Genomic DNA, 12,730 nt, shown 5'->3' on the forward strand with positions numbered 1-12,730 from the left:
AAACAAGTGATTTAAATCAGCATACCTTGTGTCAAATCTAAGCTCAACCGTTGGATCGAGGCCATCAGTCAAAATCCTTTACAATTGTGTTTAGCCTGTAGCGCCATTTTCAGTTAGCATTGGCAGATTGGACTTATAAAGGAGTGGCAGATGTCCGCTAACCCATCGTTTTTCAAGAGAATATGTTTGTTTATTTGGCACACCCTGAACGGGACGCGTAAACTCATCCTCAATCTAATCTTTTTTGGACTCTTAGCCGCGATCATTATCGCCATTGGCAGTAGCGAAGATATCCAAGTTGAAGATAATTCGGCACTGGTGCTTAATTTAGCCGGCTCTATTGTCGATCAGAAACAACAAGTCGATCCCTTAGAAGCCGTATTCAAACAAGGCCAAAATGCCAACGCCGATGGTGAAATCCTACTCGCTGATGTGCTTTATGTCATTGACAATGCAGCACAAGATCAACGTATTAGCGTACTAGTGCTCGATCTGGTCGATCTTAAACGTGCTGGGATCAGCAAACTACAATCTATCGGCAATGCACTCAATCGCTTTAAAGAGAGCGGTAAAAAAGTCATCGCCATCGGCAACTACTACGAGCAAAATCAATATTTCCTCGCCAGTTTTGCCGACACCATTTACCTCAATCCCCAAGGCGGTGTCTCGCTTGATGGCCTGAGTATGTACAACCAATATTTCAAATCGGCCTTAGAAAAACTCAAAGTCAAAGCGCATATTTTCCGCGTGGGGACCTTTAAATCTGCGGTTGAACCCTACATACGTGACAATATGTCAGATGCTGCGCGGGAAGCCAGTAGTGCACTATTAGCCGATGTATGGCAAAGCTACACACAAACGGTTGCTGGCAATCGCAATATCGAACCGAATTCTCTGGTGCCCGACGCAACCACTTATTTGGCAGAGCTCGATAAAGCCAATGGCGATTCAGCCACAATGGCAATTAACATGAAATGGGTTGATAACCTAGCGACCACAGAAGATTTTCGTAAAACCATGCTAGAAACCGTAGGAAAAGCCAGCAGTGGTGACAGTTTCAAGCAAGTCAGTTTTTATGATTACTTAACCTTAGTGACACCATTACCCAGCTTTGTAGAGCAAGACAGTGTTGGTATTATTGTGGCAAGTGGCACAATTTTGAACGGCACTCAACCTGCGGGCCAAATTGGCGGCGAAAGCACCGCCGAACTGCTACGTAAGGCACGTTTTGATAAACACATTAAAGCCTTAGTATTACGCGTTGATAGCCCTGGCGGTAGCGCCTTTGCCTCTGAGCAGATTCGTCAAGAATTACTGGCACTTAAAGCAGCGGGTAAACCCGTGGTTGTGAGTATGGGCAGTTTAGCTGCATCCGGTGGTTACTGGATTTCAGCCAGTGCCGACTATATCTTCGCAACGCCAACGACGCTCACGGGTTCGATTGGGATCTTTGGTATGATCACTACCTTTGAAGATTCATTGGCCAGTATAGGCGTGCATACCGATGGCGTATCGACCTCAGAATGGGCAGGATTATCTGTTACCCGCACACTTTCCCCCCAGATTGAAGCGATTATCCAACGTCATATTGAACGCGGCTATTCGGACTTTATCTCCCTGGTCGCTAAAGAACGTAAGATGACCATAGAACAAGTCGATAAGATTGCTCAGGGCCGTGTGTGGAGCGGTAAAAAAGCTCTTGAGCTTGGCTTAGTCGATGAACTGGGTGATATAGATGAAGCCATAGCTAAAGCCGCTAAACTCGCGGATATGACGCTATTTGACACCCGCGTCATCGAGCAAGAGCTGACACCCGAACAAAAATTCATGCAGCAGATGTTTGCCTCAGTATCGAGCTACCTGCCCGCCTCACTAAGTCAGTCATCGATGTTAGAACAAATGCTACAACAGTGGACTAGCAGTTTGAAAACACTCACCTCTTTCGATGATCCAAATAACGTCTACATCTACTGTGATAGTTGCAATATGATGAACTAAATCTGCCAGCGTCTAGGTTGCAGCTCGCAACTTCAAGATGATGACAAAGACAAAGCCCGGATCTCCGGGCTTTTTTATTGGGTTTATGTCAGTAAAATCGTATAATTCGGCCACTTGAAGCTAAGAAAACGACAAGAATGACTAAACGCTCCATTTATGTTGCCTATACTGGCGGCACCATCGGTATGCAAAAGACCGATAACGGCTTTGTCCCCGTCGCGGGATTCCTGACTCAGTGTGTACAATCTATGCCTGAGTTTTACCATGAAGAAATGCCGACATTCGTCATCCACGAATACTGCCCGCTTATCGACTCTTCCAATATGGCACCAACCGATTGGCAGATGATCGCCGACGACATACAAGCTAATTACGATAAATACGATGGCTTTGTGATCCTTCACGGCACAGATACCATGGCATACACAGCTTCGGCACTATCGTTTATGCTGCAAGGCTTGTCAAAACCTGTGATAGTGACGGGCTCGCAAATTCCTCTCGCCCAGTTGCGCTCAGACGGCCAAACTAATTTATTGAACTCACTCTACATTGCGGCGAATTATCCAGTCGCTGAAGTGTGTTTATTCTTCAATAACAAACTCTTTAGGGGTAATCGCTCGACTAAGGCCCACGCCGACGGCTTCGATGCTTTCGCCTCACCCAACTTCCCGCTACTGCTTGAGGCGGGGATCAAAATCAATCTGCGCGCAGGCAAAATCACGGTCGCCAACGATACCCCATTAGAAGTCGCTCATATCAGCCCACAACCTGTCGGTGTGGTGACCTTGTATCCTGGGATATCAACACAGATTTTTGAGAACATTCTGCAACAGCCAGTTAAAGCCCTCATACTGCTAACATTTGGTGTGGGTAACGCGCCGCAGGATGCCGCCTTACTCAAAACCTTAAGGCAAGCAGATGAACGTGGCATAGTGCTGGTGAATCTAACCCAATGTTTCCAAGGTAAGGTGAATATGGGTGGCTACGCCACAGGCAATGCATTAGCCAAAGCAGGCGTGATCAGTGGCGCCGATATGACCATAGAAGCGGCCTTAGCAAAACTGCATTATTTGCTATCTAAAAATTTGCAGCCAGCTGAGATAAAAGCGGCCATGTTACAAAATCTAGTCGGTGAACTGAGCATAGATTAAAGATATAGTCTTCTAATCTGTTTGTTGCCCTCAAACGCTAGCAACAAAAAAGCCCATATTTGATGGGCTTTTTTGATTTAAACTCAGACTAGATTTTAGTTCAGACTTAACAGCACTAAATGAGCGTTTATTTTAAGACTTTTGCGGACCAAGAGTTGCATTGAAGTTATTTGATATCAAATCAATGTTAGCATTGATATCACTAACAAAAGATAAAATGCTAGCTCCCCTTGCCAACCTCAGACTTACACCTAATTCCTAATAAAGCACACCTTGCAAGCCGATCTGCGCGGCCAGTCAGAAATTATAAATCCTGCGCTTTAAAGCCAGCAATCGGCTCACCGCGGAATTGCTTTTTCAGCTCGGCCTTAGACAGCTCATTAATTTTACCGTCAGATGCAATAGTGAAATGCTCTGTTTGCTCAAGCTTACGCGCTTGATACAACATCACCACCTGCAGAGTCGATTCACGCTGAGTCTCACTCAACACAGTACCATCCTCCCACTTACCCAGCTCTGCAGCACTGCGAAGCCTTTCATAGACTTCAACGGGCATTTGGTCGATCACTTGATTGATATCCGTCATACACTTTTCCGCTTATGTAACACGATTCTGACTCGTGTAATGAGATAACCTACAAAACCAAACACAAAGCATATTCCGGCGATATTCGCACGCATACCTTCGGCGGGTTCCCCACCCCAAAACCAAATCACCACACCAGCAATGAACAAGGTCATAGCAACGAAACTCTGATTCATTAAGCTGCTGGACTTTTGAATATGGCTAATGCGCGATAAGGACTCATTGTCGCCATCGGTTTTTGCTTGGCAATGGGGGCATGAAGGCGCTTTGCTCGACATACGTTTACGACACACCGGACATTCAATTAATGCCATATCAGCCTCGCCCTAACGTAACTTATCAACAACGGCGAGCATGGCAATCAGCGATGCTTCACCTAAATAAATACTGCGTTCTGGTGACCAACCCACAAAAGGATCGGCCAGATTGTTATTGTCTTTAAACGGCATCTCAAGGGTATTTGATAAACACTTGAAGGTCTGGGCAACCCAATTAGACGCTACGGTCAAATTCGCTTGGCCGGGCTCATCTTTATCATACCCATACTGAGTTTGAAAATCGGCACTGGCTAAGGTCAATGCTTGACTAAAGTCCGCTTGCAGCTGCGCGAGTTTATCATTGTAAGCGGGGACGCCTTCACAACCCGCTAGAAACACATAAGGTAAGCCTTCATCACCATGCACATCATAAAACAGGTCAACACCCGTTTGCTGCATCTTGTTGACGACGTGATATACCTCAGGGCTTTTTTCTAAACTCGGTGTTTGCCACTCGCGGTTAAGATTAATCCCAATCGCGTTGGTGCGCAGGTGGCCTCTGACACTGCCATCGGGATTCATGTTGGGGACTATATAGAAATTAGCCTTATCAAGCAGCGCCTTTGCCGTGGGACAGTCATTATCGAGTAAACGATTCACTAGGCCTTCAACTAACCATTCAGCCATCGTTTCACCCGGATGTTGTCTGGCGGTGATCCAAATATTGCGTTTAGAAGGATCGCCATTCCCCACTTTCATCAGAGTAATATCGCGGCCATCTAAGGTCAGGCCTAAATGCTCTAAATTGACATCTGGGTGTAACTGGGCGCCGCTGAGTAAATCTAAATGACGCTCATAGCTGTAGGGTGCAAAGTAAGCGATTTGAATGGCATCGCAATCTAACTCTATGCTAATGCTCAGTTTACCGTCTTGATATTGAGTCGGAATACGGAACCAATGCTGGCGATCATAACTGGCCACCGCCTGATAATCTTCCCATCCCTTGGTATAAGAAGCGGTTCCCGCATTGATAATATTCAAGGTGTAATGGTTACCCACTTCACCTTCAAATCGAAAATTGAACCATTGATAAAACTCACCACCCGCATCAGGGCGGATAGCAAGTTGAATATCGTCTTTATTATCAAGATTGACGACTTGGATATTTCCGCCATCAAAGTTGGCACTGATCCGCATAATGATTCCTAATAGGTTGTTAAAACTAAGGGCAATTTAATGGCGTGCGACAGATAGCACACGGCACATTTTATTATATGGCCGATAGAATAAACCAAAACATCCCAAGGGGAAAACGAAAGCCATTAAATTCAGTCAAGACACTTGCAATCGGCCTTTAATTAACCAGTTAACACGCCTAAAATCCACAAAAAAAGAGCCTTTCGCTATAAAAAAAAAGAGCCTTTCGCTATAAATTAATGAAGATGTTAGACCATAAAACTATAACCTTGGCCTCGTACTGTATTTATCAAATTACGCGGCAAGCTGATATTGGCTAGCTTACGGCGAGTGTTACTAATATGCATGTCTAGATTACGGTCAAATCGGCCCAAATCTTTCTGTAGCACTGAGCGCTGCAACTCTTGCTTAGTGATGACTTGGCCTTTTCTTTCAAAAAGATATTTAAATAATTTAAACTCGGTTTGGGTCAAATCGACATAGCGGGTGCCAATAGTGATCCTATAGCTCATTTCATCGAAGTTAATCACTTTAGCCGCCACAGTCGCCATTTGCGGCGAGTGAGAGTGACCGGCACAGAGACGCCGCTCTAAGGCTCGTAAGCGGACAAAAATCTCTTTTATGCTAAACGGCTTACTCAGAAAATCATCTGCCCCCAATTCATAACCAGTGATGCGATCATCTTCATTGTCACGTGCTGAAATCATCAATACTGGCGTTGAACATTCACGCGCTTTTAGCAACTCAAATCCATTCATCTGTGGCATCACTAAATCAAGCACTATGATGTCTGGAGCAAAACTGTCAATGCATGCCAGACCCTCGATGCCATTAACCGCACACTTAACCTCATGCCCTTGTGTACATAGGGCATCAGCTAACCAAACGCTAAACAATGGATCATCATCGACCAAGAGTATTTTACTCATCCTTAAAGCCCAAACGAGAATCTATATCATTTATATTACCATGCGAATCGAGACGACTCTAGCGCTATTACATTCGTTAAGAAGTGTGATGTTGAAAACTGTGAACAAAATACGATATTAACAACCAATCAACTGATGATTAGCGACTCTAAAATCATCTCATAAACTCCCAATAAAAAAGCGCCCTAAGGCGCTTTTTAGAAACTAAGAGTCTGAACTTAGCTTAGAATTTAACAGTTACACCACCGTAAATCACGCGGCCGACTGTGTCATATACTTGTGGAACTGTACCACCATCGCTACCGTTAGAAACAGTAACTGGTTTTTCATCAGTGAAATTCTTAACGCCTAAACTGACAGTCGTCATATCATTGATATGATAAGTACCAGAAATGTTATGGTACAAAATTGAGTCTACATCAGTACCTTGAGCTAGATCTGTCATTCCGCCGATATAACGATTGAAGTACATAACACTCCAATCATCTTGACCCGCTGACAAGCTAAAGTTGTTACGAACTCGGGCATAAGCACCAAAGTTACCATCAATAGTACCAGTATAGCTTTCACCATCCTGCTCGAAGTTAACTAAGTAAGTTGTGTCATTGTTTAGTTTCCAATCTAAACCAATAAGCTCAAAGCTGTAGGCTAAGTTGAAATCTACACCACTCGTGTCTTGTGTACCCACGTTAGTTAAAGCATTCGTTAAATTATCTAAATCGCCATTAGCGCCGATATTGAAAATTTCACAAGATGCTGCACCTGTTGCATCGCCATCTACTTGGAATCTATGACATGCATCTAGACCTGCTTGAGTGTCCATACGTGCAATCGCGTTATCAACTTTGAAACTCCAGTAATCCAAAGTCACAGACATACCATCAAGATAGCTTGGCGAATACACTAAACCAGCCGTATAAGACTCTGATTCTTCAGGCTTTAAATCTGGATCTGATGTACGATTTACTAAAATTTGTGGATCTTGAGCATTGCCCCATGGATCATCTAAATAATCAAACGAACCTGAGTTACCACCATACAATTCAGCAACACTTGGAGCACGGAAACCAGTAGCCGCTACACCACGAACCATTAACTCATCCGTTGCTGCATAAGTTAAGCCAATCTTCCAAGTGGTTGCTTTACCAAAAGTAGAGTAATCATCTAAACGTAGCGCAAATTCACCCGTTAATTTCTCAGTGAAAGGCACACTTACTTCTTGGAAAATAGAAATAACGTTATAGTTACCATCTGTAGGGTCTTGTTGAGCAGCAGTACTTTCACCAGCAACAACTACAGGATCAGGATTATAAAAACCACTTTCACGACGGTATTCTGCACCAATCGCAAAACCAACGGCACCTGCTTTTAAATCAAACAATTCGCCATTTAAACCAGCAGAAAGTGTTTGTTGCTCATTACCACCATTTGCTTGCTCTGAATAACCGATTTCGTTAATCATTTGCTGTGTTAATGGGGTGCCACTAAACCATGCATTAGGATTTGCATAGATCGAATCAAGCATATCTGATGCATTGATAGAATTATCTACTGCAGTTTTAGCTTGGTTTTTACCATAGGTGTAGGTTACATCCCAGTTCATACCAGTATGAACATCTAAGGTGCCCGCTAAGCCACCTGATAAACGCCAAGTATCAGTATCCTGAGTATAAATACGAGGACCTACATCGTTAGTCCGGCGACGATAGTTAACTAAACCCTTATCATCGGCTTTAATACCTGCTGCGATCATGCCGCTATCAAGCGTTACACATGGAGCTCCGGCTGGAACGCCCGCCGCGCCACAAACATTTAGCATAAGATCAGCGGGTTGAGCAGCCATTTGCTGGTTAGAACGACGGTTGGTATAAATAGCATCTGCAGTTAACACAACATCATTACCTAACTCTTGAGTCATGTTAGCAAATAAACTACGACGTTCACTTGGTGTTTGATAGTAACTATCTTGGGTAAAATCATAACCGTATGAACGGTCTACCCAGTTGCCATTGGCATCTTTAATCTTGCCGCCTAAAGTACCTTCAGGGATAAATGAACTTGCACCAGGTTCAGTCCAATCACGGTCACCTTGGATCACGCCACGACGGTCAGAAAAAGCAGCACCAAAGGTGTAATTACCACCATCGGTATTGAAACCGTATAGTGCACTTACGTCGCCATTTTTACCGTCACCCTTGTCAGTGCCACTACCGTTAAAATCGAGCTGGAAACCTTCAAAGTCTTTCTTAGTGATAATATTCACTACACCAGCAATCGCATCAGAACCGTAAACAGCTGAAGCGCCGTCTTTCAGAATTTCAACACGTGCAATCATAGCGACTGGAATAGAGTTCAAATCCACAGAGCTGTTAGCACCGGAACCAGAGTTCACCATGCGGCGACCGTTTAATAACACAAGCGTACGTTGTGAACCCATGCCACGTAAATCAACTTGTGCAACACCGTCTGCACCGTTGTTTGTTGTTGAACCAATTGCCGCACCCGCCATCGAAGTCTGTACTTGCAGCATTTGGTCAACAGAAGTAAAACCTTCCGCTTTAATCGCAGCAGCATCAATAACGGTCACAGGAGATGCTGTTTCCATATCTTGGCGTTGAATGCGTGAACCTGTCACTTCAATACGTTCAACTTTTGCTTTTTCTTCAGCAGCAAATGCGCTTGACGTAACAAATGCACCAGTAGTGATAGATGCAACGATAGCTAAGTTAATAGCTGACGCTACTTTAGTTCTTTTGATCATGTATGAATGCTCCCTAGATCTTACTATTATTTTTATGCTTACAGCTTGTACAGCTATTGCTGTACTAGTGTTGCACCTGATACTGAGGATTCACTTTAACTCCGTCAATGCTCAAAATTTTAACCAACAAAAACAAATTGTTAATTATTGTGATTTATTTGGTTAATTAATTTGAATGCTATTTTTTAATACCCTTATTTACCACTCTTATACAGAGTTAATCACCAAGATGTGGATATTAAGCAGATTTTAAGACTGTTAATAAGAAACATGAATGCAACATTTTGCACATTAAAAAATGTGATGCGGATCACACTTTTTAATCCTTATTAAAGTTATCTAGAAGAACAGTGTATTGATTAACTATTGTTAAATCTGCATATCTAGCAATATCCACAGATAGCCAAAGCGCTAAAATACCGATAAACATAGATAAATTGCATTAAAACAGAGATACACTATGTATCAATTGTGCTAATTATGCATTTTAACAACGTCTAAAATTATGGTTTAACAATTAAGGTACAAATAATTCTACACGTCTTTGAAATGACTATTTGTTACTGATCTTGCATATTAATTTTAAATATAAGTATTAGCTTCCAATCCCTCTAAACACTCCCTATTTCTTATTCTTAAATAAATGACTTACATCTCATACGGACCACATTCAAGGACAAATTTTCTTTATAAAAAAAGCGACCACTTAGGTCGCCTCTTAGAGTCTGTATCATCAAAATGATGATTACTCGGGTTTGATCAATTCGAAATGTTGATATGCCCGTGCGGTTGCAATACGGCCGCGGGGCGTGCGTTGGATAAAACCTTGCTGGATCAAAAAGGGCTCTAGCACATCTTCAATGGTTTCGCGTTCTTCGCCTATGGCTGCTGCTAAGTTATCGAGTCCAACTGGGCCACCCATAAACTTATCGATAATGGCGAGTAGTAACTTGCGATCCATGTAATCAAAACCTTCATTATCGACATCCAGCAAGTCTAGTGCATGGTCAGCAACAAACTTAGTGACAGCGCCATCATGCTTCACCTGCGCGTAATCCCGCACGCGGCGAAGCAGTCGGTTAGCTATCCGTGGTGTACCACGTGAACGGCGTGCGATTTCAAATGCACCTTCAGCATCAATATCCAGTTCCATCACCTGCGCCGAACGCGTGACTATGGTGCTTAAATCTTTGATGTTATAGAATTCAAGCCGTAGCGGGATCCCAAAACGCGCCCGAAGTGGTGAAGTCAAAGCCCCTGCCCGTGTTGTCGCCCCCACTAGAGTGAACGGCGGTAAATCGAGTTTGATGGAACGCGCTGCCGGCCCTTCACCTATCATGATATCCAGCTGATAATCTTCCATCGCCGGATACAAAATCTCCTCCACCACAGGGCTTAATCGGTGGATTTCATCGATGAATAACACATCACCGGATTCGAGATTGGTCAAAAGCGCGGCGAGATCGCCCGCTTTTTCCAGCACAGGCCCAGAGGTGGATTTAATGTTCACCCCCATCTCGTTCGCAACAATCATGGCTAAGGTGGTTTTACCCAATCCCGGCGGACCGTAAATCAACATATGATCTAAGGCTTCATTACGATTCTTTGCCGCTTGAATAAACACCTTAAGCTGTGCCCGAGTGTCATCTTGACCCGTGTATTCATCGAGCATTTTAGGGCGCATCGCCCTATCGATGGATTCATCTTGAGCTTGGATCTGCGGCTGGATGAGTCTGTCTGCCTCAATCATTATTATTCCTTATCGCAGCTTTCATCTTAATTATCATCATTGTTCAATTAAAGCATCGATTTAAGGGCGGCTTTGATCAGAGTTTCTGAATCCATGCCCTCTTTGTAGGCTGCAGAAACCGATTTGCTCGCCTGCGGTGGTTTATAACCCAGCGAAATTAAAGCTGAAATAGCATCTTCTTCGGCGCTATTGACTGTCGGTGCGGGTGAGTAATTGGATTGCAGCACGAACTCACGCTCTGAGCCTGCTGAGGCTTCCATCAAGCTCTTGAGCTTATCGCGCATTTCTACCAGTAACCGCTCGGCGGTCTTCTTGCCGACACCCGGTAATTTCACTAAGGTCACTATGTCATCGCGCTCAACGCAACCCACAAATTCTGCGGCAGTCATGCCTGATAAAATGGTCAGTGCGAGCTTGGGACCGACACCATTGGTCTTGATCAGTAAGCGAAATAACGCCCTTTCCTGCTTAGTGATAAAACCATAGAGTAGTTGTGCATCTTCACGAACCACAAAGTGGGTGTAAACCATAGTTTCATGATTAACTTCAGGCAGCTCATAAAAGCTAGTAAGCGGCATCTGCAACTCGTAACCCACACCGTTAACATCGATCAAAATTTCTGGTGCTTGTTTCTCAACGAGCACGCCCCGTAAACGACCTATCATCTGTACCGTCCGTATGTTCTTGCCGTTGCCCGGCCACTCAATGCAATTAAACTCTGGCTGGTGTGATAATGACACACAGCAACACCGAGTGCATCTGCGGCGTCAGCTTGTGGGGCTGCGGGTAATTTAAGTAGTTGTTGGATCATGTGTTGTACTTGGGCTTTCTGTGCTCGCCCCGTACCCACGACGGCGCTCTTAATTTGAGTCGCACTGTATTCGGCCACAGGTAAATTGGCGACTGTGGCAGCAACAATGGCTGCGCCGCGTGCTTGGCCTAACTTGAGCGCAGAATCGGCATTTTTTGCCATAAATACGCGCTCAATCGCAAATTCGTCCGGTTGATACTGACGAATAATCTCAGTGATCCCATCAAATATTTGCTTGAGCCTGCCAGGCAGTTCTTCAGACGAAGTGCGAATACAGCCACTGCCGAGGTAAATCTGATGCCGTCCCTGACATTGGATCACGCCGTAGCCTGTGATCCGTGAACCTGGGTCAACACCTAAAATAATTGCCATTCAATACCTTATTTGGGATCTACATTTGCGTCCCTGTTCCTACGTTAGCGTTTGCGAGCTGAAATGGGCATCAATTGACGCCCCAATTCAGCTCACAGTCAATCTAGCCTAGGCTTGCCATCACATCATCGGAGATTTCCGCATTATGATACACCTCTTGCACATCATCGTGATCTTCAAGGGTGTCGATAAGGCGCATAAATTTTTCGGCGGTTTCTAGATCAAGCTCAGCTTTCGTCGAGGCTATCATCGCAATTTCGGCATTATCCGCCACAAAATGGGCTTTATCGAGCTGCTCTTTCACCGTATAGAAATCAACGGGATCGGTAAACACATCCACAGCACCATCATCATAGCTGACAATATCTTCCGCGCCCGCTTCAAGCGCCGCTTCCATTAATGCATCTTCATCGGTTCCCGGCGCATAGGATAACACTCCACGCTTAGTGAACAGGTAAGAAACCGAACCATCCGTGCCTAAGTTACCGCCCGATTTACTAAACGCATTACGTACACCACTCACAGTACGATTACGATTGTCCGTCATGGTTTCAACCATCACAGCGGTGCCGCCTGGGCCATAACCTTCATAGAGAATGGTTTCGAGTTGCTGGCCTTCTAATTCACCGGCGCCACGTTTAATCGCGCGCTCAACCGTGTCTCGGGTCATATTACCACCGAGGGCTTTATCGATGGCGACACGTAATCGTGGATTAGAGTCGGGATCTGAGCCACCTTCACGGGCTGCAACGGTTAACTCGCGAATGAATTTAGTAAAGAGTTTACCGCGTTTAGCATCTTGAGCCGCTTTACGGTGCTTAATGTTGGCCCATTTACTGTGACCTGCCATGGGAAGTCTCCTCTACTTAGGTATCATCTAGGTGCCATCGCAAAGCTTATCAAGAGCCGAAGGTGGAA

11 protein-coding genes are annotated in these 12,730 nt (G+C 44.5%); 2 read left to right on the forward strand and 9 right to left on the reverse strand.

The window, feature by feature from the left end; genetic code table 11:
- Positions 1–150: 150 nt before the first annotated feature.
- Together sppA and ansA are read left to right on the forward strand one after the other, a co-directional pair.
- The gene (sppA, locus tag L5M40_RS01490) at positions 151–1,998 is read left to right on the forward strand and encodes a signal peptide peptidase SppA (RefSeq protein WP_263176185.1); all 1,848 of its coding nucleotides are present in this window, start codon (positions 151–153) and stop codon (positions 1,996–1,998) included.
- A 137-nt stretch (positions 1,999–2,135) separates the two neighbouring features.
- Positions 2,136–3,149, forward strand: a complete 1,014-nt coding sequence (gene ansA, locus L5M40_RS01495; RefSeq protein WP_006086774.1) for an asparaginase — start codon at positions 2,136–2,138, stop codon at positions 3,147–3,149.
- A 304-nt stretch (positions 3,150–3,453) separates the two neighbouring features.
- On the opposite strand, the gene L5M40_RS01500 is transcribed toward ansA, so the two are convergent.
- The 9 genes from L5M40_RS01500 to L5M40_RS01540 all read right to left on the reverse strand — a co-directional run bounded on the left by L5M40_RS01500 (position 3,454) and on the right by L5M40_RS01540 (position 12,662).
- Positions 3,454–3,735, reverse strand: a complete 282-nt coding sequence (locus tag L5M40_RS01500) for a YeaC family protein (RefSeq protein WP_113940384.1) — start codon at positions 3,733–3,735, stop codon at positions 3,454–3,456.
- Positions 3,732–4,049 carry a hypothetical protein gene (locus L5M40_RS01505; RefSeq protein ID WP_028759858.1) on the reverse strand — a complete coding sequence of 106 codons (318 nt, stop codon included), beginning with the start codon at positions 4,047–4,049 and terminating at the stop codon, positions 3,732–3,734. The genes L5M40_RS01500 and L5M40_RS01505 overlap by 4 nt, the downstream gene beginning before the upstream one ends.
- Before the next feature lie 12 nt (positions 4,050–4,061).
- Positions 4,062–5,189 (reverse strand): M14-type cytosolic carboxypeptidase, encoded by a 1,128-nt coding sequence (locus tag L5M40_RS01510; RefSeq protein ID WP_105252564.1) that lies wholly within the window; start codon positions 5,187–5,189, stop codon positions 4,062–4,064.
- Positions 5,190–5,437: 248 nt separating this feature from the next.
- Positions 5,438–6,118 carry a response regulator transcription factor gene (locus L5M40_RS01515; RefSeq protein WP_105252565.1) on the reverse strand — a complete coding sequence of 227 codons (681 nt, stop codon included), beginning with the start codon at positions 6,116–6,118 and terminating at the stop codon, positions 5,438–5,440.
- 223 nt (positions 6,119–6,341) lie between these two features.
- Complete coding sequence (locus L5M40_RS01520; protein WP_028759855.1) at positions 6,342–8,879, reverse strand: TonB-dependent receptor plug domain-containing protein; 2,538 nt, start codon at positions 8,877–8,879, stop codon at positions 6,342–6,344.
- Positions 8,880–9,624: 745 nt separating this feature from the next.
- Positions 9,625–10,629, reverse strand: coding sequence for a Holliday junction branch migration DNA helicase RuvB (ruvB, locus tag L5M40_RS01525; RefSeq protein WP_028759854.1), 1,005 nt, complete (start codon positions 10,627–10,629; stop codon positions 9,625–9,627).
- A 47-nt stretch (positions 10,630–10,676) separates the two neighbouring features.
- A complete protein-coding gene (gene ruvA / locus L5M40_RS01530) occupies positions 10,677–11,294 on the reverse strand; it encodes a Holliday junction branch migration protein RuvA (RefSeq protein ID WP_028759853.1) in 618 nt (205 codons plus the stop codon).
- Positions 11,291–11,812 (reverse strand): crossover junction endodeoxyribonuclease RuvC, encoded by a 522-nt coding sequence (gene ruvC, locus L5M40_RS01535; RefSeq protein WP_006081743.1) that lies wholly within the window; start codon positions 11,810–11,812, stop codon positions 11,291–11,293. The genes ruvA and ruvC overlap by 4 nt, the downstream gene beginning before the upstream one ends.
- Before the next feature lie 103 nt (positions 11,813–11,915).
- Positions 11,916–12,662: a YebC/PmpR family DNA-binding transcriptional regulator gene (locus tag L5M40_RS01540; protein ID WP_198573165.1), complete on the reverse strand. Its 747-nt coding sequence runs from the start codon at positions 12,660–12,662 to the stop codon at positions 11,916–11,918.
- Between the last annotated feature and the right edge of the window lie 68 nt (positions 12,663–12,730).

This window comes from Shewanella sp. SM68 (assembly GCF_025653925.1).
GTDB lineage: Bacteria > Pseudomonadota > Gammaproteobacteria > Enterobacterales > Shewanellaceae > Shewanella > Shewanella oncorhynchi.